This window comes from Nocardioides sp. GY 10127 (assembly GCF_004919085.1).
GTDB lineage: Bacteria > Actinomycetota > Actinomycetes > Propionibacteriales > Nocardioidaceae > Nocardioides.
Genome location: NZ_STGL01000007.1, coordinates 145,811 through 169,368 on the forward strand (window position 1 = coordinate 145,811; position 23,558 = coordinate 169,368).

The following is a 23,558-nucleotide window of genomic DNA, read 5'->3' on the forward strand; positions in this document are numbered from 1 at the left end:
ACACACCGCCCACCAGCCACGCCGGCCGGATCAGGCCACGGTCACCCGGGGGCGCGGCGAGGAGCCGGACGGCGCGCGCAGCAGGGTGTGCGCCCAGGCGGCGGCCAGACGGGGCACCGCGTCGGCCAGCTGGGCGGCGGGGCGGGTCCACGAGATCCGCACGTAGCGCGACAACCCGCTCTCCAGCGCGAAGACGGGCCCGGGGACGACGGCGACACCGCGTTCCTCGGCCGCGGCGGCCAGCGGCACGGCCAGCGGCTCCGGCAGCTCGCACCAGACGGTGAGGCCGCCGGCGGGCCGGTGGAAGCGCCAGGAAGGCAGGTGCTCGGCGAGACCGTCCAGGAGGGCGTCACGCTGCTCGTGGAGCCGGTCGCGGTGGCCGGGCAGCACGTCCCCGGCGTCCAGCAGGCGGCGCAGCACCAGCTGCTCCATCACCGGGGTGCCGAGGTCGAGGCCCAGGCGGGCGCGGACGAGGTCGTCGACCAGCGCGTGCGGCGCCCGCACCCAGCCCAGCCGGAGTCCGCCCCAGAACGACTTGGCCGCGCTGCCCAGGCTGATCGCGCCGGGGGCGTGGGCCGCGAAGGGCAGCGGGACGGGCACGTCGTCGTAGCGCAGCGCGTGGTGCGCCTCGTCGACCACGGCGGTGGTGCCCGCCGCGGCCAGGTGCGCGGCGTAGGCGGCGCGCTGCTCGTCGTCCATGAGGTGCCCCGTGGGGTTCTGGAAGTCGGCGACGAGGTAGGCCAGCCGCGGGCGCACCTGCCGGAGGCGGGCGCCCACCTCCTCCAGCGCCCAGCCGCTCGGGTCGACGGGGGAGGGCAGCAGCCGCGCCCCCGAGGTGCGCAGCGCCTGGACCGCGTTGGGGTACACGGGGGACTCCACGAGCACCCGGGTGCCCTGCCCGGTGAGGGCGACGGCCACGAGCGCCGCGGCAGCGAGGGCGCCCGGCGTCACCACGATCTGGCGGGGGTCCGTGGGGAGCCCACGACGCTCGTAGGACGCCGCGATCGACTCCTGCAGGGCGGGCAGCCCGGCCAGGAAGTAGCCGTGCCCGCCCAGGTAGGCCGGGAGGTCGTCGGCGGCCTCGGCGAACGCCTCGGCGAGCCCGGCCGGCGCCTGGGGCGCCGCGCAGCTGAGGTCGATCTCCTCCTCGCTGCGGGGGGAGAGCACGTGGTCGTGGGTGGCGGAGCGTCCGCCGGGCACCCGCGTGTAGGTCCCCGACCCCTGCCGCGCGGCCGCGTAGCCGCTCTCGCGCAGCCCGGCGTAGGCCCGTGCCACGGTGGTGCGGGAGAGGCCGAGCGCGGCGGTCAGGTCGCGCTCGCTGGGCAGGCGGACGTCGTAGCCGATCCGGCCGTCGCCGATGAGCAGCCGCAGCGACCGCTCCAGCGCGGCGTACGTTGGCTGGCTGTCGAGGGTGCCGACGAGGGAGGCCACCGCGCTGGCCGAAATGGACTGCTGCATGCAGGCCACTGTCTCACGATTGGCTCTTCAGGAGCAGGCCACCTGCCCGCATCCTCGACGCATGACCACCTGCCCGACCCCCGTCGCCCCCGCGGGCGCCGCCCTCCCGCACGCCACGCTGCGCCAGGACCTCGGCCCGTGGGCCCAGGTGCGGGCAGGACGCCTCGGCCGCCGCGTCCCCCAGCTCCTGCTCGGGCTCGGCCTCTACGGCGCCTCGCTGGCCCTCATGGTGGTCTCGGGCCTCGGCGTGCCGCCGTGGGGCGTCCTCGACGTCGCCGTCTCCGCCCACCTGCCCCTCACGCTCGGCGAGACCGTGGTGGTCACGAGCTTCGTCGTGCTCCTGCTCTGGGTGCCGCTGCGCGAGGTCCCCGGGCTCGGGACGCTGGCCAACGCCCTCCTCGTGGGCACCTCGACCGACGCGGTGCTCGCGCTCCTGCCGTCGCCGGAGGCGGTGGAGGCGCTGGGGGCTCGGGTGGGGCTCGTCGTCGCCGGCGTGCTGCTCAACGCCCTGGCCACGGCCCTCTACATCGGCGCCCAGCTCGGCCGTGGCCCGCGCGACGGGCTGATGACCGGTCTGGCGCGGGTCACCGGCCGTTCCCTGCGCGGCGTGCGGACCGTCCTGGAGGTCGTCGTCGTCCTCGTCGGCCTCGCGCTCGGAGGTCCGCTCGGGGTGGGGACGGTGCTCTACGCGCTCCTCATCGGCCCGCTCGCGCAGCGGCTCCTGCCGGCGCTCACGGTCCCGCTCGAGGAGCGGGCCCGGGGCTGAGCCGTCAGCGTCGGGTCGCCACGATGGTGGCCGCGTCGGGCGCGACCATCACCTCGACCGCGGTGAAGCGCGGGTCGGAGAGCCAGTCCTGGCGCAGCACGTCGACGCGGCCGTAGGTGATCGGCGGCCAGAGCTCGCAGGGGCTGAAGTCGTCCAGGACGACGATGCCGCCGGGCTCGACGAGGTCGGCGATCGCGTCGGTGCCCACCTCGTCGGGGGCCCCCGAGTCGAGGAAGAGCAGGCTGTAGGGGCCGCGATCGCGCAGCCGTGACCAGTCGGCGGCGAGGACCTCGACGTGGTCGTCGTCCGCGAAGATCTCGGCGGCGAAGCCGGCCAGCCGCGGGTCGAGCTCGGCGGTGACGATGTGCGCCTTCTCCCCGCGCACGCCGCTGCGCAGCCAGGCGGTGCCCACGCCGCACCCGGTGCCGAACTCGGCCATCGTCCCCTCGCGGGTGGCGGCGAGCGTCGCCAGGAGCCGACCGGTCTCGTTGCGGCAGAACGAGACGTAGCCGGCGCGGCGGGAGACCTGGAAGGCCCGCTCGACGACGTCCGGCAGCTCGGGTGGTGCGCTCACGCGAACCAGTGTCGCACCGTCAGGGCCCCGTCTCGCGGAGCGGACACGCACCGGATTCCGGTGACAGGCGTCCGCTGAGCGGTTATGGTTACCGACATCATGTGGAACGTGCTCCTCGTACTCCGTCGCCGCGGCGAGGCCCGGCAGGCCTGAGCGTCTGCCCCAGAGGCCCCCTCGTCGCGGTGTTCGACGTGGGACGTGGTTCCACCTGGCCTCGCACCGTCCCGTCGGATCAACGGCGATTCGTCTCGACCGGCTCCCTGTCCGGCCGATCCCTTCACCAACGACGACACACCAGTCGAGGAGCAACGCAGATGTACGACATGTACCCCGAGGGCTGGGGCCCCGCCGCGCACGACCCCGAGAACCCCGTCAGCAAGGAGGCCGTCCAGCGGTCTCTCGACCTGCGGGACAACGGCGGGGAGCGTCCGGACGACAACTAGGCTCGTCCCCATGACGAGCTCCACGGCGCAGGCCGCCTCCTCCCAGGAAGTCACCGCACCCGCCTCCGGCACCATCGACCTCGCGGTCATCCCGGGTGACGGCATCGGCCAGGAGGTCACCCCCGAGGCCCTCAAGGTCCTGGAGGCGGCCGCGCCCGCGGGCGTGAAGTTCGCGCAGACCCGCTACGACCTGGGTGCCGAGCGGTACCTGGCCACCGGTGAGGTCCTGCCCACCTCCGTCCTGGAGGAGATCAAGGGCCAGGGCGCGATCCTGCTGGGCGCGGTCGGCGGCAAGCCGAACGACCCGAACCTTCCCCCGGGCATCCTCGAGCGCGGCCTCCTGCTCAAGCTCCGCTTCGAGCTCGACCACTACGTCAACCTGCGCCCGAGCAAGATCTACCCGGGCAACGTCTCGCCGCTGGGCGACCACGTGCTCAAGGGCGAGGAGGTCGACTTCGTCGTCGTCCGCGAGGGCACCGAGGGTCCCTACACCGGCAACGGCGGCGCCCTGCGCGTCGGCACCCCGGCCGAGGTCGCCACCGAGGTCAGCGTCAACACGGCCTTCGGCGTCGAGCGCGTCGTCCGCGACGCCTTCGAGCGGGCCAGCAAGCGCCCCCGCAAGAAGCTCACGCTGGTCCACAAGACCAACGTCCTCGTCAACGCCGGCTCGGTCTGGTGGCGCCTCACCCAGGCCGTCGCGGCCGAGTACCCCGACGTCACCGTCGACTACATGCACGTGGACGCGACGATGATCCACCTGACGACGAACCCGCAGCGCTTCGACGTCATCGTCACCGACAACCTCTTCGGCGACATCGTCACCGACCTCGCGGCCGCGATCACCGGCGGCATCGGCCTCGCCGCCTCGGGCAACGTCAACCCGGACCGGACCTTCCCGTCCATGTTCGAGCCCGTCCACGGCTCGGCCCCCGACATCGCCGGCCAGCAGAAGGCCGACCCGACCGCCGCGATCCTCTCCGGCGCGATGCTGCTCGACCACCTCGGTCACGCCGACGCCGCCGCCGCGGTCGAGAAGGCCGTCCTGGCCGACCTCGCCGAGCGGGGCGCCGAGCCGCGCAAGACCTCCGAGGTCGGCGACGCCATCGCCGCCCGAGTAGCCGGCTGACGCCCGAGGACGTCAGCCGCAGCAGCCGGGGCCCGTGCGCCCCGACCCCCGCGACACCGACGACGCCGGGCACCTCGCCCCGACCGCAGCCCTCCCGGGCGCGCGGTCGGGGGAGCAGGTGCCCGGCGTCGGCGCTCTTCCCGCCGTCCTCGTCGCCGTCAGGCCCCGACGCACGTCTCCCGCACCTCCCGGGCGACCACGCGGCCCCCGCGCCGCGCAGCGTGCCGGGTACCACTTGGCAGGGTGACGCCGCAGCGCCCCTGTCTCACGACGAGAGAGGTCCACTAACGTGACCCCCATGCAGATCAGCACCACCGCCTCGGACCACCCCACCGACGAGGCGCGCCTCGCCGAGATCCACGCCAACCCGGGCTTCGGCACGTACTTCACCGACCACATGCTCACGGTCGAGTGGACGCCGGAGAAGGGCTGGCACGACGCCCGCATCGAGCCCTACGGGCCGCTGCAGATCGACCCGGCCGCGGCGGTGCTGCACTACGCCCAGGAGATCTTCGAGGGGATGAAGGCCTACCGGCACCCCGACGGCTCCGTCTGGTCGTTCCGCCCCGAGGCCAACGCGCGCCGGATGGCCCGCTCCAGCGAGCGCCTCGCCCTCCCGGTCATGCCGGAGGAGGAGTTCGTCGAGTACTGCGACGCGCTGGTCCGCGCCGACGAGCGCTGGGTCCCGACGTCCGGCGAGGACGGCGAGAAGAGCCTCTACCTGCGCCCCTTCATGTTCGCCTCCGAGGTCTTCCTCGGCGTCCGGCCCGCGCAGCACGTGACCTTCATGGTCATCGCCAGCCCGGTCGGCTCCTACTTCAAGGGCGGCGTCAAGCCGGTCACCATCTGGCTCACCGAGCAGTACTCGCGCGCCGGCCGCGGAGGCATGGGCGCCGCCAAGACCGGCGGCAACTACGCCGCCTCGCTGGTCGCCCAGCAGGAGGCCTCGGCCCAGGGCTGCGACCAGGTCGTCTTCCTCGACTCCGTGGAGGGCAAGTACGTCGAGGAGCTCGGCGGCATGAACCTGTACTTCGTCTACGGCGACGGCCGGATCGTCACGCCGGCCACCGGCACGATCCTCGAGGGCATCACCCGCTCCTCGATCATCGAGCTGGCCGGGAAGATGGGCTACACCGTCGAGGAGCGGAAGTTCTCCATCGACGAGTGGAAGGAGGGCGTCGCCTCCGGCCAGATCACCGAGATCTTCGCCTGCGGCACCGCCGCCGTCGTGACCCCGGTCGGCGAGCTGCGCTGGGAGGGTGGCTCGCTGCCGTCCGCCCCGGTCGGCGAGGTCGCCATGGAGCTGCGCAAGCAGCTCGTCGACATCCAGTTCGGCCGCGCCGACGACGCCTTCGGCTGGATGCACAAGATCTGCTGACGCAGACCAGAGCCGGCACCGAGCGCCCCCGCCCCGCGGCGGGGGCGCTCGTGCGTCCGGGAGGCCCTGCGCCGGGTCCGGGGTGTGTCGCGCAGCCCACGGTGCTGCGGCACGGAACGCCACCGGGACGCCGGTACCCTCGCGGCATGTCCGCCCCTGCCCGAGACGAGCGTCAGCGCGTCGGTCCGTACGCGCTGATCACCAAGCTCGGCGAGGGCGGCATGGGCGTCGTCCACCTGGCCCGGGGGCCCGAGGGGGAGCGCGTGGCGCTCAAGGTGCTGCGCCCGCACGTCGTGGGCGACGACGAGGGACGTCGTCGGCTGGAGCGCGAGGTCGCCTCCCTGAGCCTGGTCCACTCGCGCTGGGTGGCGCCGGTCCTGGACGCCGACCCGTGGGCGCCGGTGCCCTACGTGGCCACCCGCTACGTCCCCGGGCTCTCGGTGCACGACCACGTGCTCGAGGAGGGCCCGATCCACGGCAGCGACCTGGTGTGGTTCGCCGGCGGCCTGGCCGAGGGCATCGCCGCCGTGCACGCGGCCGGCGTGCTGCACCGCGACGTGAAGCCCTCGAACGTGCTGATGGAGGGTCGAGCCCCGATCCTCATCGACTTCGGCCTCGCCAAGCTGGCCGAGGACTCCCGGATGACCCGGACCGGCTTCCTGCTCGGCACGCCCGGCTACGTGGCCCCCGAAGTGCTGGTGGGGGAGGAGGCCACGACGGCCTCCGACGTCCACGCCTGGGCGGCCACCGTCGCCTACGCGGGCACCGGCCGCTCGCCGTTCGGTCGCGGGCCGATCGAGGCGGTGCTGGACCGGGTGCGCCGGGGCGAGTTCGACCTCACCGGCATCCACGGCGACCTCACCAGCGTGCTGGCGGCGGCGCTGGACCCGGAGCCCTCGCGGCGCCCGCGCGTCGAGCAGCTGCTGGCCTGGCTGCGCCCGCAGACCTCGGAGGTCGCCTGGACGGCGGACGAGATCCCCGAGACCCAGCCGTTCGCGCCGTCCGCCCGCCCCGCGGACGTGACCCGCGCCGTGCCGCTGGCCGGTGCCGCGGCCGCCGCCGCCGAGGCGGCCCCGACGCCCGCCCCCACCGCGGTGGAGCCGGTCTGGGCCGACCCGGCGCCCGTGGCCGACGAGGACTGGTCCTCCGCCGTCACCGGCGAGGTCCCGGTCGGCGGCGGCGACACCCGGATGCTCCGCGAGGGCGCGGACGGGCTGCACTGGGGTGCCTCCGAGGACGCCACCGTCGACCGGCCCACCGTCGACCGACCCTGGGTCGAACGGCCCTGGGACGGGGATGCCGACGAGGGCACCGAGCCCGCCTGGCCCTGGGCCGGCGAGGAGGTGGCGCCCGCGGCGCCGGTCGGTGCGGGCGAGCGGCTGCGCCGCGGCCTCCTGTGGCTCGTGGTCGTGCTGGCGCTGGGCGCGGGGGTCGCGGCCTACCCGTACGTGGCGGGTGGCGCCGTGGTCGCGGCCGCGTGGCTGCTGCGGGCGGGCTCTCGGGGAGCCGCCCGCGTCTCGCTGCGCCAGGGCGTGCGTGGCCACCGCTGGCACGACGCCCCCCGCCGAGTGGTCGGGCTGCCGTGGGACCTGTCCCAGACCCTGCTCTCCACACTCCTGCTCCTGGTGTGGGGCGTGGGGCTGGCGGTGGCCGCCGTCCTCGTCTGCTACGCCCTGGCGCTGGACGACGGGCGCACCGCCCTGGTCGGCGGGCTGGCGCTCGTCACGGCGCTGCTGCTCGGGCCGGGCTCGGACCGCGTCCGCGGCCCGGTGGGCGCGCTGGTGCGTCCGCTGGCCTCGGGGGTCGGCACCTGGCTCGTCCTCCTCGTCGTCCTGGGCGCCCTGGCCGCGGCCGGGGCCACCGCCGTCCTGGACTCCGGCGCCGACTGGGCGCCGGCCTCGGACTGGCCGCTGGCGGGGCTCTCCCTGCCGTCCTGGCTCGTGGGCTGACCGGCCGCCCGGTCGAGCGGAGTCCCGTGCCGTGGGACGCCGGAGGCACCCGCCCGCGTCCGTGGCACACTGTCGGGGTGCCCGACCTGCCGGTGATCATTCGCCAGCGCGTCGCGCTCCCGGCCTGACGGCCAGCACAGGGAGCACGACGCGCCGCCTCTCGTTCGCGAGAGGTTTTTTTGTGCCCCGGCCAGGGGGCACGACGGCGACGGGGACGGACGAGACGAGGAGACACCATGGCGGCCGACGACGCCTTCCACGTGTACGACACGACCCTGCGCGACGGTGCCCAGCAGGAGGGGCTCAACCTCTCCGTCACCGACAAGCTCTCGATCGCCCGGACGCTCGACGGCCTGGGCGTCGGCTACATCGAGGGCGGCTGGCCGGGTGCCAACCCCAAGGACACCGAGTTCTTCCGTCGCGCCGCCTCCGAGCTGGACCTGCGGCACGCCACCCTCGCGGCCTTCGGCGCCACCCGCCGCGCCGGCGTCGCGGCCGCGGACGACCCGCTGGTCGCCGCGCTGCGCGACTCCGGGGCGAAGGTCGTCACGCTGGTCGCCAAGTCCCACGACCGGCACGTCGAGCTGGCGCTGCGCACCACGCTGGAGGAGAACCTCGCGATGGTGCGCGACACGGTCGCCCACCTCACCGCCGAGGGCCAGCGGGTCTTCCTGGACGCCGAGCACTTCTTCGACGGGTACCGGGCCAACCGCGCCTACGCGCTCGAGGTGCTCCGCACGGCCTACGAGGCCGGCGCGGAGGTCGCGGCGCTGTGCGACACCAACGGCGGCATGCTGCCGACGTGGGTCGGGGACGTCGTGGGCGACGTGGTCGCCAGCACCGGCGGTCGCGTGGGCATCCACTGCCACAACGACACCGGCTGCGCCGTCGCGAACTCGCTGGCCGCCGTCGACGCGGGTGCCACCCACGTCCAGGGCACCGTCAACGGCTACGGCGAGCGCACCGGCAACGCCGACCTCGTCACCGTCGTCGCCAACCTGGAGCTCAAGCTGGACCGCCCGGTGCTGCCCCCGGGCAAGCTCGCCGAGGCCACGCGCACCGCCCACGCGGTCGCCGAGGTCACCAACGTGCCGCCGGCCTCCCGCCAGCCGTACGTGGGCACGAGCGCCTTCGCGCACAAGGCCGGCCTCCACGCGTCCGCGATCAAGGTGGACCCCGACCTCTACCAGCACATGGACCCGGCGGGCGTCGGCAACGACATGCGGCTGCTGGTCTCCGACATGGCGGGCCGGGCCTCCATCGAGCTCAAGGCCCGCGAGCTCGGCTTCGACCTCTCCGAGGACCGCGAGCTCGTCACCCGGATCACCCAACGGGTCAAGGTGCTGGAGAACCGCGGCTACACCTTCGAGGCGGCCGACGCCTCCTTCGAGCTCCTGCTGGCCGAGGAGGTGCACGGCCACCGGCCCGCCTACGTGGACGTCGAGTCCTGGCGCGTCATCACGGAGACCGGGCCCGCGCCGACCGCCGGCTCCGAGGCGCTCTCGGAGGCGACCGTGAAGCTCCGCGCCGGCGGCGTGCGCTACGTGGTGACCGGCGAGGGCAACGGCCCCGTCAACGCCCTCGACCAGGCGCTGCGCTCGGCCATCGGCCAGGCCTACCCGGAGGTCGCGAAGTTCGAGCTCGTCGACTACAAGGTGCGCATCCTCGACCAGGGCCACGGCACCGACGCGATCACCCGGGTCCTCATCGAGACCTCCGACGGTCACGGCACGTGGGTCACCGTCGGGGTCGGCCCCAACGTCATCGAGGCCTCCTGGGAGGCCCTGCTCGACGCGATCACCTTCGGGCTGCGCCGGCACGACCGCTGACGCCCGCCCCGGGCCGGGCGACTCAGGGGGCGACTCAGCGGGGCGACTCAGCGGGGCGACTCAGGCGGGGCCGCGGCCGACGACGCGGCTCGCCAGGTCGACCCACGCGGCGACCAGCCGCTCGACCGGCAGGTGCTCGACGTCCACCTGCTGCACCAGCACCGGGACCTCGAGCGGGGCGAGCAGCGCGGTGGCGAGGAGCGGGAGGTCGCCCTGCACGCCGAGCTCGGTGAGCAGGTGGCGCACGTGCAGCGTCATGAAGGACGCGGCGGCGACCGACCGGGCGCCGTGCGCGTCCGCGGCGCGGATGAGGTCGGCGTGCAGCAGGGTCGTGCGCAGGCGGGACTCACCGAACGCCACGAGCCGCTCCCACGGCGGCGCGCCCGGGCCGAGCGGGGCCGGCCCGGCGAGGACCGAGGCCTGCCAGTCGCGCTCGGAGACGTCCAGGACCTGCGCCATCAGGCCCTCGCGCGAGCCGAAGCGCCGGAAGACCGTGCCCTTGCCGACCCCGGCGCGCGCGGCCAGGCACTCCATGGTGAGCGTGGCGACCCCGCCCTCGTCGACCATCCGCACCGCCGCGCGCAGCAGGGCCTCGCGGTTGCGGGCGGCGTCGGCGCGCTCCGCGGGCGGCTGGTCCGCCATCGGCAGGAGCGGGCGGCTGGTCATGGGGCTCACCCTAGGGCTGCGGGAGGGGGTGGTGGCGCAGTTCACGGCACGCGGGGGATTCGGGTGCGGCGTGCGGGGAATGTAAACGGACCACGGTCCGTTTAGTCGGACGTCTCCCCGTCCCCGATCCCAGGAGCACTCCCGTGACCACTCGCGTCGCCGTCCTGGTCGGCAGCCTCCGCGCCGACTCCCTCAACCGCAAGCTCGCCGAGACCCTGCGCGCCAACGCGCCCGAGGGCGCCGAGCTCGTGCTCGTCGACGGCCTCGACCGGCTGCCCTTCTACAACGAGGACATCGACACCGACGACGCCCCGCAGGCGGCCCTCGACCTGCGCGCCGCCGTGGCGTCCGCCGACCGCGTCCTCGCCGTCACCCCCGAGTACAACGGCACCATGCCCGCCGTCCTCAACAACGCCCTCGACTGGCTCTCCCGCCCCTACGGCGCCGGGGCCATCGTGGGCAAGCCGTTCGGTGTCGTCGGCGTGACCCCGACCCCCTACGGCGGTCAGTGGGCGCACGCGGACGCCGCGCGCTCGGCGGGCATCGCCGGCGCCGTCGTCGTCGAGGACGTGACCGTCTCCCAGTCCGCCCTCGAGGTGGACGTGCTCACCGACGAGGCCGTCCAGGCCCGGCTGCGCAGCGCCGTGCAGACCCTCGTGGACCACGAGGTCGCCGCGGCCTGACCCGGCCGTTCGACCCCGGGGCTCGGTCCCTGCGCTCGATCCCTGCGCTCGATCCCGGGGCTCGACCCCGGGGCCGTTCGAGCCGCGGGGAGGCCCGGCGGCGGTAGCGTGCGGTCATGACGACCGACGCCGCCCCGCCGGCCCTCCCGCCGGCCTCCGCGGAGCCCCGGCCGCGGGCCCGCACCGGCGACGTGGTGGCCACGGTCGTCGAGATCGTCCTGCTGGGCGCGCTCGGCCTGCTCGCCACGATCGGGGCCGCCCTGCTCGTCATGGCCTCCGACTCGTGCGGCTCCGGCACCACCGAGTGCGACACCGGCCTGCTGGGCGCGGGCGTCCTGCTGGCCGCCGTGGCGCCCTGGGTGGCGCTCGTCCCGGCCGCGGTCTGGGCGATCGCCCGCCTCGTGCGCGGACGCAGCGGCTGGTGGGTCGTGCTCCTCTCCGTCCCGGGCTACCTCGTGCTGGCCGGGGTCGGCGTGCTCCTCGTCGCCCGGGGGGTGACCGCGTGAGCGTCCTCGACGAGAACGCCCTCCACGACCTCACCGGCCTCCAGCAGGGCCTGCTCGTGGCGTCCGGCGACCTCTCCCCGCTGGAGCTGGCCGAGCACTACCTCGACCGCGCCTCGCGGCTGGACGACGTGGGCGCCTTCGTCACGGTGGCCGCCGAGCGCGCGCTCGCCGCGGCCCGGGAGCTCACCACGGCCGGGCGGCCCGCCGACGCCGGCCCGCTGTGGGGCGTGCCCACGGCGGTGAAGGACCTCAACGCCACCGCAGGCGTGCCGACCGCGTTCGGCTCGGCCGCCTACACCGGCTTCGTGCCCGATGTGTCCGACTCCGTCACGCGCTCCCTGGAGGACGCGGGGCTGGTGTGGCTCGGCAAGACCGCCACCCCCGAGTTCGGCTCGCCCTGCTACACCGAGCCCGAGGGTGCGCCCGCCGCCGTGACGCCGTGGGACCGCTCCCGGATGGCCGGCGGCTCCAGCGGGGGAGCCGGGGCCGCGGTGGCCGCCGGGCTCGTGCCGCTGGCCCAGGGCTCGGACGGCGGCGGCTCGATCCGCATCCCGGCGTCCTGCTGCGGGCTGGTGGGGTTCAAGCCGAGCCGGGGCCTGGTGAGCGGGGCGCCGCTCTACGGGGAGCCGACCGGGCTGGCGACGTCGGGCCCGCTCGCCCGGACCGTCGGGGACGCGGCGGCGCTGCTCGACGTCCTGGCCGTGCGTCGCGCGGGGGACCCGTACCCGCCGCTCGAGCGGCCCGGCTCCTTCCTCACGGCCGCGGGCCGGGCCCCCGGCCGCCTGCGGGTGGCGCGGTTCTCCGCCCCGGTCATCGCCGACGCCCCCGTCCACCCGGAGGTCCTGCGCGCCTGGGAGTCCGCCTCCGCGCTGCTCGCCTCCCTCGGCCACGAGGTCGTGGACGTCGAGGTGCCGCTGCCGCGCGAGGCGGTGGCGACCTTCGAGACCTGCTGGGCGGTGCTCACCGCCCTGTCGCCGGCCCCGGCGGGCCGCGAGCACCTGCTCCGGCCGCTGACGACGTGGCTCTCCGCGCGCGGCCGCGCCGTCTCCGGGCCCGACTTCGGCCTCGCGCTCGGGGCGATGCGTCGGCACGCGGCGACCGCCCTGGAGGCGCTCGCCGGGTTCGACGCGGTGCTCACCCCGACCCTGGCGGACGTACCGCTGCCGGTGGGGGCGATCCGCGACGACGCCGACCCGGCATCCGACTTCGAGGCGCAGAAGCGCTTCACGCCCTACACGTCGCTGTGGAACGTCACCGGCTCGCCCGCGGTCTCGCTGCCGCTGCACGAGACGCCCGACGGGCTGCCGGTCGGGGTGATGCTCGCCGGTCGCCCGGGCGAGGACGGCGCGCTCCTGGCCCTGGCCGCGCAGGTCGAGGCCGTCGCGCAGGACGACCCGGCGACCGCCTGGCACGGGCGGCGCCCGCCCGGCTGGGAGCGGACGTGAGGCGGCTGCCGCTGGTCCCGACCGCCCACCTGGACGCGAGCGTGCTGGCCGGGGCACGGCTGCTGTGCGAGGAGGCGTTCGAGGGGCGGTTCGCCCCCGAGGACTGGACCCACGCGCTCGGCGGGCTGCACGCCGTCCTGCTGCACGACGGGTGGGAGCACCGCGAGGGCGACGTCGCGCCGGTGGCCGCGCACGGCGCGCTCGTGGCGCGGCGGTTCCTGCACGGCCCCGACGGTGCCCCGACCTCCCTGAGGGTCGGCTACGTCGAGGCGGTGGCCGTGGCGGCCGGCGAGCGCCGACGGGGCTGCGCGACCCGGGTGATGACGGCGCTGGAGTCGCTCGCGCCCGGGTACGACCTGCTCGCGCTCTCCGCCTCCGCCGCGGCCCGCCCGCTCTACCTCGGGCGCGGGTGGGTGCCGTGGGCCGGGCCCACCGGCGTCCTCGCGCCCAGTGGGACTGCGCCCAGTGCGATCGTGCCCACGCCCGAGGAGGACGACGGGGTGCTCCTGCTCCCCGGTGCCCTCGACCCCGCCTCGCTCGACCGTGGGCACCCGCTCGTCTGCGACTGGCGGGACGGGGACGTCTGGTAGCGGTCAGTCACCCAGGCCGCGCGCGGCGAGCGCGTCGCCGGTGTCGTGGGCGCGCTTGACGACCCGGACGACGAACGGGGTGAGGAACGCGCGGGGGTGGCGGCCGAGCCCGCGCGCGCGGGCCGCGTCACGCGTCTCCCAGGCCAGGGCGAGCGTTGCGGGCAGGGCGCTGAGGGTGAGCGAGAAGGCGAGGGCGACCCGGTCCGGGTCGACACCGACCCGGCGCAGCGGGCCGAGCCACCTCACGATCGCGTCGAGCATCGCGTTGAGCGCGGTGGTGGCGGTGACGACGGAGGCGGCGAGGGTGAGGCCGAGGAGCAGCAGGACGGTCCGGGCCGCCTCGAGCGGGCCGGCCAGCAGCACCTGCAGGGCGCCGAGGACCACCAGCGGCAGCAGCAGCGGCCGCACGCTCGCCCGCAGGTCGCTCAGGCGCTGCCCGGCCACCGCGCCGGCGAGCAGCGCGACGAGCAGGGCGCCGGCGGCGGAGGCCAGCCCGAGGGTGGGCGGGTCGTCGAGGGCGACCGCGACGGCAGAGAGGAGCACCAGCCCGCCCAGCTTCGCGCCCACCGGCGCGCGGTGCAGGAGGCTCGTGCCGGGGCGGTGCAGGGCGACGACCTGCGGCGGGTGGCTCACGGGGTGCCCGGCCCGGCGGTGTGGCCGGAGGGGAGGGGCACGCCGTCCACCACGCTGGCGACGTAGGCGTCGACCGCCTCGGGGGCGGGCGCGTCGAGCACGACGCGGCCGCCGGTGACGACGAGGGCGCGGTCGCAGCGGCGCGCGAGGTCCAGGTCGTGGGTGAGCAGCACGAGCATCTGCTCGAGCCCGAGCAGCGTGTCGCCGACGAGCCGGGAGTTCGCGAGGTCGAGCAGGGTGGTCGGCTCGTCGGCCACCACGACGTCCGGCTCGACGGCGAGGACGCCCGCGAGCGCCAGCATCTGGCGCTGCCCGCCGGAGAGGGTGTGCACGGACTGGTCGGCCCGGGCGGCGAGCCCGAAGTGGTCGAGGATCTCCAGGGCCCGCGCCCGCCGGGCACGCGGGTCGCGGACGCTGCGGCGCAGCGAGAGCTCGACGTCCTCCACGCAGGTGGGCATCACGAGCTGGGCGGAGGGGTCGGTGAAGCAGAAGCCGACCTTGCGGCGCACGGCCGACCCCTGTCGGGCGACGTCGAGCCCGTCGACCAGCACCCGCCCCGAGGACGGCGTGACGAGGCCGTTGAGGAGTCGTGCGAGCGTCGACTTGCCGGAGCCGTTGGGCCCGATGATCGCGACGCGCGGCTCGGTCAGGGTGAGGGTCGTCGGGTGCAGGACGACGTGCTCGCCGCCGTCCGGGTCGGGGAACCGGACGGCGGCGGAGTCGAGGTGCAGCGTGGGCAGGGGGCTCAGCCCCGGCGCGTGAGGAGCTGCGGGAACGCCTTGTGGACCTCGGCGGCCACGACGGCCACGAGCAGCGCCTTCACGACGTCGCCCAGCCAGTAGGGGGCGTCGTAGGAGAAGGCGGTCGCCCAGTCCACGCCGAGGTAGGCCTGCATGCCGATGACGCCGCCGAGGTGGTTCACGACCGTGCCGAGCAGGCCGCCGACCAGGATCGCCAGCGGGCCGACGCGGCCGGCGCGCGCGGCGAGCCGGACGACCAGCCCGACGACGAGCGCCGCGATCGGGAAGGTGAGCAGGTAGCCGGCGGTCACGCCGACGAACGGCGCGAGGCCGCCGGTGTGGCCCGACAGGATCGGCAGCCCGACCGCGGCGAGCACGAGGTAGAGGCCCACGGAGAGGAAGCCGCGCAGCGGGCCGAGGACGGCGCCGGCCAGCAGCACCCCGAGCGTCTGCAGGGTGATCGGGACGCCGGCGCCACCGACCGGGATGCCGCCGATGACGGCCAGGACGGCGATGAGCGCGGCGAACGCGGCGACGAGGGCGAGGTCGGTGGTCCCGAGGAGACGGCGGGGCGCGGCCCCGGTACTGGTGGGCTGCTCGGTCATGGTCATGCGTGGTCCTTCGTGCGGGCCTACCTGAACGGTGTTCAGGCTGAACGGTGTTCAGGTTAGGGTGGGGGTGCGGGCCCCGGCAAGACGGGTCCGGTCACCAGCGGCGGGCGGGAGGGGTGAGGGCATGGTCCACCAGAAGGCGGACGTCGTGGCGACGGCGCTGCGGGTGCTCGACGCCCACGGCCTCGCGGACCTCACGATGCGGCGGCTCGCCGCCGAGCTCGACGTCCGGCCCTCCGCGCTCTACCACCACTTCGCCGACAAGCAGACGCTGCTCGCCGCCGTCGCTGACGAGCTCCTGGCACGAGGACGCCGGCCCGCGACCGCGCCCGCCTGGCCCGACCGGGTCGCCGAGGTGGCCGGGGCCCTGCGGGACGCGCTGCTGGCCTGGACCGACGGCGCCGAGCTGGTCGGCACGGTGGTCGGCTTCGGTCTCGGGGGAGCCGCACCGCTGCGCGACCTCGAGGCCGCCCTGGACGGCTCCGGGCTGCCCGTCGACCTGGTGCCCGTGGCGGCCCGGACGGTCTGGCACTTCACCCTGGGCCACACCTGGGAGGAGCAGACGCACCTCCAGGCGGGCTCGGCCGGGGCGATCCCCGACGAGCCGCTGGGCGCGAGGGACCCCGGGGCCGAGTTCGCCGCCGGCCTCGCCCTGGTCCTCGACGGCGTGCGGTCGCGGGCGACCAGCCCCTCCTGAGGGCCTCGGGCTGTTCAGTCGCTGGTAGGTCAGTCGCCGGTGCCCACCACGGCGCCGTTGAGCTCGGCCAGGAGCACGGCTCCGGCCAGGTCGAGCCGGGTCCGGCGCAGCCGGGCTGCCGTGAGGTCGACGCCGGTGAGCGTGGCGCCGGTGAGGTCGGCCCCGCCCAGATCGGTCTCGCGCACGGAGGCGCCGTCGAGCAGGCAGCCGCGCAGCGAGGCGCCGGTCAGCTTCGCGAGGGAGAGGTCGGCCTCGCGCAGGTCGACTCCGTCCAGCGTGACCTTGCCGAGGTCGACCCCGCGCAGCGAGGCGCCCCGCCAGACGCCGCCCCGCACCGTCACCGGCCGCATGGTGCACCCGTCCAGCACGGAGCCGACGAGCTTGCAGCCGTCCAGCGTCACGTCGAAGAGCGAGGAGTCGACGAAGTCGCAGGTGGTGAAGGCCGTCGAGGTGTGCGTGCTCGCGTTGAACGTGCACCGCTCGAAGCGGCAGGAGTCGAAGACCGCGCCGTCGGTGCGGGCCTCGGTGAGGTCGACGGCGGTGAAGGTGCAGTCGGTGAACCGTGCCGCCCCCAGGTCCTCGGCGTACCAGTCCTCGCCCCGGAAGTCGCGCCCCGTCGCCGTCCTCGCCCCGTCGTTCGCGCTCATGGCGAGCACGGTAGCCAGCAGGGCCGACCGGCCGGCCGCTCGGGACCCTCGACCCTCCTGACCCCAACCTGCCCGGGGGATGGTGGGGGAGGAGGAGGTGGACGCCGTGGCAGGAACCGTCGTTCCCTCGCGCTCGTCCCGCCCCGACCCGCGCTGCCCGGTGCGGCCGGGGGAGGCCTGCACGCTGTGCCAGCCGGGGGCCACCGGCCCCGCGGACTGCGCCCTCGTCTGGCTCGTCCGCTCCGACCCCGACCTCTCCGCCCAGCTCGCCGTCCTCACGGCCGAGCACCGGCGGGAGCAGGCCGCCGCCCGGGCCGACCGGCAGGTCGCCCAGCAGGCCGACGAGCGTCCCTGCACCCCCGGCGACCCCTGCGCGGCCTAGACCTCCCCTGCTGCGCCCTCCGTCGAAGCCTGCCGAACCCCGCCGCTCCCCGGCCCCCGGCCGCGCGCAGCGGGGTCCTGCTCGCGTTCCGAGCCGGATCGCCGCCCGGGCGCCGGAGTCCGGACAGCGGACGCCCGTGTCCGGCAGGTCACAGGGGTCGGGGGACCTCCGACCCGTCCCGGCCCCGGGCGGTGGCCGCACGATGGTCACGAGGTCGGGGACCCGCACCCGGCCGGACCGAGGAGGTCGAGGACATGACCACCGTGGAGACCCGCCCCGTCGCCCAGCAGGCGACGGACTGCGCCCCCGAGTGCGCGCTGCGCCCCGGCGAGGCCTGCCGGCTCTGCCAGCCCGGCGCCACCGGCCCCGACGACTGCCCCGTGGCCTGGCTCGTCCGCCACGACCCCGAGCTCTCGGCCCAGCTCCGCGCCCAGCTGGAGGCCCGCCGCTGCGCGTGAGTCGGTGCGGCCGTCAGGGTCTGGGTCAGCGCGTCACCCCTCGAGCGCGGCCAGCAGCCGGTCGCACTCGGCGAGGAGCCGGGCCCGCAGCGGGGCGGCCCGCTCGGTGAAGGCGGCCTGCGCGGCGGCGTAGGCGCGCTTGCCCTCGGCGGTCTCGATCGGCACCGGCGGGAAGGCGTCGCCGTCGAGCCCGGCCAGGTCGTAGGGCGAGGCCTGCATGTCGAGGGTGCGGATGTCGACGGCGAGCTCGAAGCAGTCGGCGACGAGGTCGGAGCACACCAGCGGGGAGAGCCGGAACGCGTGCTTGTAGAGGTCCATCCCGGCGTGCAGGCAGCCGGGCTGCTCGAAGTCGGCGCGGTCGTCGGCGGCGGGGGAGAGCGTGTTGAGCGGCCGGGCCGGCTCGGTGAAGAAGCGGTAGGCGTCGAAGTGGGTGCAGGCGATGCGGTGCGACTCCACCACCGCGTCCGTGCCCTCGCCGCCGAGCCGCAGCGGCCACGCGGCGTGCCGCACGCCGTCCGCCTCGAGCCGGTAGACCATCGCCCACTCGTGGAGGCCGAAGCAGCCGTGGTGCGCCGGCCGTGCGGCGGTCGCCGCGAGCAGGCGGCGCAGCGTGGTGAGCAGGACGCGGCGCTCCGCGAGCACCGTGCGGGACACGGTCGCCCGGCCGTCGTCCGCCACCTCGTAGCCGGCGAGGGCGGCGAACGTGCCGTCGTCGGCCACCTCCACCCCGAAGCCGGGGTGCCAGCGCCGTAGCTGCGCGGGCCGGTAGGAGTAGTAGCCGAAGAGGAAGTCGTGCACAGGGTGCTTCTCGCCGCCCTTGCGCCGGGCCAGGTGGGCGTCGACGAACGGCGCCAGCCGGGCCTCGTGCGCGGCCGCCCGGGCGCGCCAGGTCGCGAGGTCGAGCACCTCGGTCTCCTGGGTCGTCGCGGTCACGGGGACCACGGTAGGTCGCTCGGGCGCGAGGGGCAGAAGCGAGGACGCCGTCCCAGGACCGGAACAACAGGCGCCCGGCCCGGCCTCCGGGTCGCTGACCTGGGATGACGCGGCGGCTGCCCGGCGTCCCGCCGCGTTGTTCCGGTCCTGGGACGGCGTGCCTCGTAGGCGCACCCGTTCGAGCCTCGTGCCCTCCCCGGCTGCCGACTCGGCTGCGCGCACGCGCGCCGATAGGCTCACAGGGTGCGCATCGCGAGATTCACCACCGGCGAGGAGCCGCAGTACGGAGTGATCACGGGCGAGCTCGACGAGCATGGCCAGCTGGACGAGGACGCGGTGATCGTCGGCCTGGCCGGCGACCCGCTCTACGTCGGCGTCCGGCCGCTCGACGTCGAGCACCGGCTCACCGACGTCCGACTGCTGGCGCCCGTCCTGCCCCGTTCCAAGGTCGTCGGCATCGCGCGGAACTACCGCGACCACGCCGCCGAGCTCGGCAACGCCGTGCCGACCGAGCCCCTGTGGTTCCTCAAGCCCAACACCTCCGTGGTGGGCCCGGGGGACGACATCGCCTACCCGTCGGTGAGCAACGACGTGCACTACGAGGGCGAGGTGGCCGTCGTCATCGGGCGGATCTGCCGCGACGTCCCGGCCGCCCAGGCGACCGACGTCATCCACGGCTACACGATCGCCAACGACGTCACGGCCCGTGACCTCCAGCGGTCGGTCAACCACTTCACGCGCGCCAAGGGCTTCGACACCTTCTGCCCGCTGGGGCCGTGGATCGAGACCGACCTCGACCCCCAGACCTTCGTCGACGGCGTACGCCTGCGGACGTTCCGCAACGGCGACCTCGTCCAGGACGGCACGACCGCCGACATGGTCTTCGACATCCCCACCCTGGTCGAGCACGTCTCGTCCACCATGACGCTGCTGCCCGGCGACGTCATCCTCACCGGCACCCCCGCCGGCGTCGGCCCCCTGGAGGTCGGCGACGAGGTGGAGGTCGTCGTCGACGGCCTCGGCTCCCTCACGAACACCGTCAAGGCAAGGTGACCCCAGCGTTGAGCACCACGACCCGCCCCGTCCGCGTCCGGATGGCCCCGTCCCCGACGGGCTCCCCTCACGTCGGCCTCGTCCGCACCGCCCTGTTCAACTGGGCGTTCGCGCAGCACGCGGCCCGCGCCGGCCAGGACGCGACCTTCGTCTTCCGCATCGAGGACACCGACAAGGAGCGCTCCACCGAGGAGTCCTTCCGGGCGATCCTCGAGCTCATGCAGTGGCTCGGTCTCACCTGGACCGAGGGCGTCGAGGTCGGCGGCCCGTTCGGCCCGTACAAGCAGTCCGAGCGCACCGAGATCTACGCGGACGTCCTGGCCCGGCTGGCCGAGTCCAGCTACACCTACGACTGCTTCTGCACCAACGACGAGGTGGACGCCCGGCGCAAGGCGTCCGGCTCCAAGACGCTGGGCTACGACGGCTTCTGCCGCGAGCTCTCCGCGGAGCAGCGCGCCGCGTTCGAGGCGGAGGGGCGTTCCTCGGTCGTCCGCTTCCGGATGCCCGAGGGCTCGATCACGTGGACCGACCTGGTCCGCGGCGACGTCACGTTCGAGACCGAGCACGTGCCCGACTTCGCGCTGGCCCGCGCCAACGGTGACCCGCTCTACACGCTCACCGCGCCCGTGGACGACGCGACCATGCACATCAGCCACGTCCTGCGCGGCGAGGACCTGCTGTCCTCCACCCCGCGCCAGATCGCGCTGTTCGAGGCCCTCAAGGCCATCGGCGTGGCCGAGCACACCCCCGAGTACGGCCACCTGCCCTACGTCATGGGCGAGGGCAACAAGAAGCTCTCCAAGCGTGACCCGCAGGCGCACGCGCTGGCCTACCGCGACCAGGGCTACCTGCCCGAGGGGCTGCTCAACTACCTCTCGCTGCTGGGCTGGGCCATCGCGGCCGACCGCGACGTCTTCACCCTCGAGGAGATGGTCGACGCCTTCGACCTCAAGGACGTCAACCCCAACCCCGCCCGCTTCGACCTGAAGAAGTGCGACGCCATCAACGCCTCGCACATGCGGATGCTGTCGGTGGAGGAGATCACCCAGCGCTGCCTGCCGTTCCTCCAGGACGCCGGCGTGCTCGACCCCTCGTCGACCGCCGACCGGCAGCTGCTCGACCAGGCCATGCCGCTGGTGGCCGAGCGGATCAACAAGCTCGCCGAGGCCCCGGCCATGCTGGCGTTCCTCTTCGTCGCCGACGAGGAGTTCACGCTGGACGAGGGGGACGCCGCGAAGCTGCTGGACGCCCAGGGGCTGGAGGTCGTGAAGGCCGCCCACGCCGCCCTGGAGCCGCTGGAGTCGTGGTCGACCGACGCCATCCAGACGGCGCTGCAGACCGCGCTGGTCGACGAGCTGGGCCTCAAGCCGCGCGTGGCCTTCGGGCCGGTGCGCGTGGCCGTCACCGGTCGCCGGGTGAGCCCGCCGCTGTTCGAGTCGCTGGAGCTCCTGGGTCGCGAGCGCGGCCTGGGCCGCCTGGCGGCCGCCGCGCAGCGCACGGCCTGAGCCGGTGACCGGCTCGGAGCCCGTCGTCCCCGCGCCGGAGACCGAGCCGCAGGAGGAGCTGGGCTACCACCAGCTCCTCCTGCTCGGCCGGCCCGCGCGGGCGTGGGCGCTGCTCGGCGTCCTGGTGGTGCTCGTGCTGGTCCTGGTGGGCCAGCTCGCGGCGCTGTTCAGCGTCCAGGTGCCCCTGATCCTCGCCGGCCGCACCGGCGACGAGGTGGTCCAGGAGCTCTCGGGCGACCCCGTCACCCCCGCCTACCTGGCCCTGGTGGACCTCAGCTGGGCCTACGCGATCATCGCCGTCCTCGCCGTGGTCCGCGTCGTGCACGGCCTGCGGCCGGGCTGGGCCGTGAGCGTCCTGGGTCGCCTGCGCTGGGGCTGGTTCGCCCGGTGCCTCGGGCTGGCGGCCGTCACCCTGGTGGTGACCAGCGTCGTCAGCTCGCTCGTCCCCGGCTCGGGCACGACCGGCACGGACGTCGGGGGCGGGCTCAACTCCTGGTCGTCCACGCTCGCGGGCTTCGTCCTCGTCGTCGTCCTGCTGACCCCGCTCCAGGCCGCGGGGGAGGAGTTCGTCTTCCGCGGGTACCTCACGCAGGCGTTCGCCCGTCTGGTGCCCTCCTGGGCGCCCCTGACGCGGCTCGTGGCGGTGGCGCTCCCCGCCGTCCTGTTCGCCCTCGCCCACGGCGGCCAGGACCCGGCCGTCTTCGTCGACCGGTTCTCCTTCGGCGTCGTGGCCGGCATCCTCGTGCTGCGCACCGGCGGCCTCGAGGCCGGCCTCGCCATGCACCTGCTCAACAACCTGCTGGCCTACGCGGTGGCGCTCGCGTTCGGCGACATGACCTCGACGCTGAACCCCACCTCCAGCGGCTGGGCGAGCCTGCCCGTCACCCTCACGCAGAGCGTCGTCTACCTGCTCCTGGTGGAGTGGGGAACGCGTCGGTGGGGCGTCGAGAGGACCGTGCCGGGGCCCGTTTTGGCGGGTCAGGGAACGCGCGTGTAACGTTCCCTCTCGGTTCGACGGCCTCCTTCGCGGGGGTCGGAGAGACGCCATTGGGATATGGTGTAATTGGCAGCACGACTGATTCTGGTTCAGTTAGTCAAGGTTCGAGTCCTTGTATCCCAGCCAGTGACCTGAGAGTCACCGGGCCTCCTCGCGGAGGGCTGGGGATTTGGCCGGTCCGGAGCCGAGAGGCTACGGTTCCGCAGGTTGCTCGGAGAGGCCGTGAGGTCGATCCACCCAGCAAGCCCCCGTTGTGTAGCGGCCTAGCACGCCGCCCTCTCAAGGCGGTAGCGCCGGTTCGAATCCGGTCGGGGGTACGCGACGAGAAGACCCCTGGTCCCAGGGCCAGGGGTCTTCTCCTGTCCGGAGGAGGAGTCCGGACGCACGCAGAGCCCCCGTTGTGTAGCGGCCTAGCACGCCGCCCTCTCAAGGCGGTAGCGCCGGTTCGAATCCGGTCGGGGGTACACGCACTCGAAGCGCCCCGTGTCCGTCAGGACCGGGGCGCTTCGCCGTGGAGGGGGCGTGCAGGCACGCCGCGCTGCGCGCACGGCGGTAGCGCCGGTTCGAATCCGGTCGGGGGTACACGCACTCGAAGCGCCCCGTGTCCGTCAGGACCGGGGCGCTTCTGCATTTGCGACCGCGAGCTCCGTCGTGGCGCTCGCCATGCCCGTAACCCGCCCGCTCGACCGAACTTGAGGTTAGGCTTACCTAAATCGCAGCGTCGAGCGGGTGGAGGTGGCCGGGTGTCGGCTCGGGTGCAGGACGAGGTCCAGGCATGAGCGCGGACGGCGCGCCGACCGCCCCCGGCTGGGCGGAGCGCGCGAGGACGGCGCTCGCCCAGGCGCGGGTGGGCACCCTGTCGGTCCGCAGCTGCCGGGCCGGCACGTCCGCCACCGCCACGGTCGTCGCCGTCGACTGCGACGAGGCCGGGCGTCCGCTCGTCTGGCTCGAGGAGTCCTCGCCGACCGCCTCCGCGCTGGGCCGCTGCGGTCCGGCGGCCCTGGTCGTGCACGACGGGAGCGCCGACCTGACGCTCCGGCTGGTCGGGGTGTTCCGGCCGGTGGGGCGCGAGGGGGGACGCCGCGCCTACCGCGCCGACCTGCTCTCGGTGCGCCTCGTCGGCCACGGGGGCGTCGCGGTGGCGGTGGAGGACTTCGCCGCCGCCTCGCCGGACCCGCTGCGGGAGGTGTCCGCGGACGTCCTGCGGCACCTCGAGCGGGCCCACACGGCCGCCCTGGTGTCCTGCGTGCGCGCGCACGGGCTCCACGACGCGCTCGCGGTCGTCCCACGCGGGCTCACCCGCTACGGCCTGCGACTGGGCGTGATCGGGGAGGACGGGGTCGACGAGGTCGTCCTCGCCTTCCCGGACGGCCCGGTGGACTCGCTGGCGGACCTCCCCGCCGGCTTCCGGGTGCCGCTGTCCTGCCGGTGCGGCGCCGGGGCCGACTGAGGGGCGACTGAGGGGGACCGACTGAGGGGGGCCGACTGA

The 23,558-nt window shown here is 75.0% G+C and carries 25 protein-coding genes and 3 tRNA genes; 20 read left to right on the top strand and 8 right to left on the bottom strand.

What is annotated here, in order from left to right; all coding sequences use genetic code 11:
* Positions 1-30 precede the first annotated feature (30 nt).
* Complete coding sequence (locus E8D37_RS13070) at positions 31-1,458, bottom strand: PLP-dependent aminotransferase family protein (protein WP_136570222.1); 1,428 nt, start codon at positions 1,456-1,458, stop codon at positions 31-33.
* Between the two features lie 61 nt (positions 1,459-1,519).
* Here E8D37_RS13070 and E8D37_RS13075 point away from each other — a divergent pair, with 61 nt between their 5' ends.
* A complete protein-coding gene (locus E8D37_RS13075; protein WP_276606492.1) occupies positions 1,520-2,224 on the top strand; it encodes a hypothetical protein in 705 nt (234 codons plus the stop codon).
* Between the two features lie 4 nt (positions 2,225-2,228).
* Here E8D37_RS13075 and E8D37_RS13080 read toward each other — a convergent pair whose 3' ends face one another.
* Positions 2,229-2,798 carry a class I SAM-dependent methyltransferase gene (locus E8D37_RS13080; RefSeq protein WP_136570223.1) on the bottom strand — a complete coding sequence of 190 codons (570 nt, stop codon included), beginning with the start codon at positions 2,796-2,798 and terminating at the stop codon, positions 2,229-2,231.
* Between the two features lie 314 nt (positions 2,799-3,112).
* On the opposite strand from E8D37_RS13080, the gene E8D37_RS20575 reads away from it, so the two are divergent.
* The 5 genes from E8D37_RS20575 (at position 3,113) to cimA (ending at position 9,523) form a co-directional block, all read left to right on the top strand.
* On the top strand, positions 3,113-3,241 hold the full coding sequence (locus tag E8D37_RS20575; RefSeq protein ID WP_276606493.1) for a hypothetical protein: 129 nt from the start codon (positions 3,113-3,115) through the stop codon (positions 3,239-3,241).
* Positions 3,242-3,251: 10 nt separating this feature from the next.
* Complete coding sequence (locus E8D37_RS13085; protein ID WP_136570224.1) at positions 3,252-4,367, top strand: 3-isopropylmalate dehydrogenase; 1,116 nt, start codon at positions 3,252-3,254, stop codon at positions 4,365-4,367.
* A 298-nt stretch (positions 4,368-4,665) separates the two neighbouring features.
* Entirely contained in the window at positions 4,666-5,745 is a 1,080-nt protein-coding gene (locus E8D37_RS13090) for a branched-chain amino acid aminotransferase (protein ID WP_136570225.1), read from the top strand.
* 146 nt (positions 5,746-5,891) lie between these two features.
* Entirely contained in the window at positions 5,892-7,694 is a 1,803-nt protein-coding gene (locus E8D37_RS13095; protein ID WP_136570226.1) for a serine/threonine-protein kinase, read from the top strand.
* Between the two features lie 236 nt (positions 7,695-7,930).
* Entirely contained in the window at positions 7,931-9,523 is a 1,593-nt protein-coding gene (cimA, locus tag E8D37_RS13100; RefSeq protein ID WP_136570227.1) for a citramalate synthase, read from the top strand.
* A 60-nt stretch (positions 9,524-9,583) separates the two neighbouring features.
* Here cimA and E8D37_RS13105 read toward each other — a convergent pair whose 3' ends face one another.
* Complete coding sequence (locus E8D37_RS13105) at positions 9,584-10,189, bottom strand: TetR/AcrR family transcriptional regulator (RefSeq protein WP_136570228.1); 606 nt, start codon at positions 10,187-10,189, stop codon at positions 9,584-9,586.
* Positions 10,190-10,332: 143 nt separating this feature from the next.
* Here E8D37_RS13105 and E8D37_RS13110 point away from each other — a divergent pair, with 143 nt between their 5' ends.
* The 4 genes from E8D37_RS13110 (at position 10,333) to E8D37_RS13125 (ending at position 13,413) form a co-directional block, all read left to right on the top strand.
* Entirely contained in the window at positions 10,333-10,872 is a 540-nt protein-coding gene (locus E8D37_RS13110) for an NAD(P)H-dependent oxidoreductase (protein ID WP_136570229.1), read from the top strand.
* Between the two features lie 116 nt (positions 10,873-10,988).
* Positions 10,989-11,378 (top strand): hypothetical protein, encoded by a 390-nt coding sequence (locus E8D37_RS13115; RefSeq protein ID WP_136570230.1) that lies wholly within the window; start codon positions 10,989-10,991, stop codon positions 11,376-11,378.
* Positions 11,375-12,823, top strand: coding sequence for an amidase (locus E8D37_RS13120; protein WP_136570231.1), 1,449 nt, complete (start codon positions 11,375-11,377; stop codon positions 12,821-12,823). The genes E8D37_RS13115 and E8D37_RS13120 overlap by 4 nt, the downstream gene beginning before the upstream one ends.
* Complete coding sequence (locus E8D37_RS13125; protein WP_206055744.1) at positions 12,820-13,413, top strand: GNAT family N-acetyltransferase; 594 nt, start codon at positions 12,820-12,822, stop codon at positions 13,411-13,413. Before E8D37_RS13120 ends, E8D37_RS13125 begins: the two co-directional genes overlap by 4 nt.
* 3 nt (positions 13,414-13,416) lie before the next feature.
* Here E8D37_RS13125 and E8D37_RS13130 read toward each other — a convergent pair whose 3' ends face one another.
* From E8D37_RS13130 to E8D37_RS13140, 3 genes are read right to left on the bottom strand one after another with little or no spacing between them, the layout of a single operon-like run.
* Positions 13,417-14,046 (bottom strand): CbiQ family ECF transporter T component, encoded by a 630-nt coding sequence (locus E8D37_RS13130; protein ID WP_136570232.1) that lies wholly within the window; start codon positions 14,044-14,046, stop codon positions 13,417-13,419.
* Entirely contained in the window at positions 14,043-14,885 is an 843-nt protein-coding gene (locus E8D37_RS13135; RefSeq protein WP_346763595.1) for an ABC transporter ATP-binding protein, read from the bottom strand. The genes E8D37_RS13130 and E8D37_RS13135 overlap by 4 nt, the downstream gene beginning before the upstream one ends.
* Positions 14,792-15,397, bottom strand: coding sequence for a biotin transporter BioY (locus E8D37_RS13140; RefSeq protein ID WP_240770411.1), 606 nt, complete (start codon positions 15,395-15,397; stop codon positions 14,792-14,794). The genes E8D37_RS13135 and E8D37_RS13140 overlap by 94 nt, the downstream gene beginning before the upstream one ends.
* A gap of 124 nt (positions 15,398-15,521) precedes the next feature.
* Here E8D37_RS13140 and E8D37_RS13145 point away from each other — a divergent pair, with 124 nt between their 5' ends.
* Entirely contained in the window at positions 15,522-16,094 is a 573-nt protein-coding gene (locus E8D37_RS13145; RefSeq protein WP_136570234.1) for a TetR family transcriptional regulator, read from the top strand.
* A 29-nt stretch (positions 16,095-16,123) separates the two neighbouring features.
* Here E8D37_RS13145 and E8D37_RS13150 read toward each other — a convergent pair whose 3' ends face one another.
* Positions 16,124-16,741, bottom strand: coding sequence for a pentapeptide repeat-containing protein (locus E8D37_RS13150; RefSeq protein WP_136570235.1), 618 nt, complete (start codon positions 16,739-16,741; stop codon positions 16,124-16,126).
* Between the two features lie 106 nt (positions 16,742-16,847).
* On the opposite strand from E8D37_RS13150, the gene E8D37_RS13155 reads away from it, so the two are divergent.
* Positions 16,848-17,123 carry a DUF6767 domain-containing protein gene (locus E8D37_RS13155; protein WP_136570236.1) on the top strand — a complete coding sequence of 92 codons (276 nt, stop codon included), beginning with the start codon at positions 16,848-16,850 and terminating at the stop codon, positions 17,121-17,123.
* 254 nt (positions 17,124-17,377) lie between these two features.
* Positions 17,378-17,581 (top strand): DUF6767 domain-containing protein, encoded by a 204-nt coding sequence (locus tag E8D37_RS13160; protein WP_136570237.1) that lies wholly within the window; start codon positions 17,378-17,380, stop codon positions 17,579-17,581.
* A gap of 33 nt (positions 17,582-17,614) precedes the next feature.
* Here E8D37_RS13160 and E8D37_RS13165 read toward each other — a convergent pair whose 3' ends face one another.
* Positions 17,615-18,514 (bottom strand): 3-methyladenine DNA glycosylase, encoded by a 900-nt coding sequence (locus E8D37_RS13165; RefSeq protein ID WP_136570238.1) that lies wholly within the window; start codon positions 18,512-18,514, stop codon positions 17,615-17,617.
* Positions 18,515-18,757: 243 nt separating this feature from the next.
* On the opposite strand from E8D37_RS13165, the gene E8D37_RS13170 reads away from it, so the two are divergent.
* The 7 genes from E8D37_RS13170 to E8D37_RS13200 all read left to right on the top strand — a co-directional run bounded on the left by E8D37_RS13170 (position 18,758) and on the right by E8D37_RS13200 (position 23,519).
* Positions 18,758-19,567 (top strand): fumarylacetoacetate hydrolase family protein, encoded by an 810-nt coding sequence (locus E8D37_RS13170; protein ID WP_136570239.1) that lies wholly within the window; start codon positions 18,758-18,760, stop codon positions 19,565-19,567.
* Between the two features lie 41 nt (positions 19,568-19,608).
* A complete protein-coding gene (gene gltX, locus E8D37_RS13175) occupies positions 19,609-21,072 on the top strand; it encodes a glutamate--tRNA ligase (protein ID WP_240770456.1) in 1,464 nt (487 codons plus the stop codon).
* Positions 21,073-21,076: 4 nt separating this feature from the next.
* On the top strand, positions 21,077-22,069 hold the full coding sequence (locus tag E8D37_RS13180; RefSeq protein ID WP_240770412.1) for a type II CAAX endopeptidase family protein: 993 nt from the start codon (positions 21,077-21,079) through the stop codon (positions 22,067-22,069).
* Between the two features lie 51 nt (positions 22,070-22,120).
* Positions 22,121-22,195, top strand: a tRNA-Gln gene (locus tag E8D37_RS13185).
* Positions 22,196-22,313: 118 nt separating this feature from the next.
* A tRNA-Glu gene (locus E8D37_RS13190) sits at positions 22,314-22,386 on the top strand.
* Between the two features lie 74 nt (positions 22,387-22,460).
* Positions 22,461-22,533 (top strand) — tRNA-Glu (locus E8D37_RS13195).
* A 311-nt stretch (positions 22,534-22,844) separates the two neighbouring features.
* Positions 22,845-23,519: a DUF2470 domain-containing protein gene (locus E8D37_RS13200; protein WP_136570241.1), complete on the top strand. Its 675-nt coding sequence runs from the start codon at positions 22,845-22,847 to the stop codon at positions 23,517-23,519.
* Positions 23,520-23,558 lie beyond the last annotated feature (39 nt).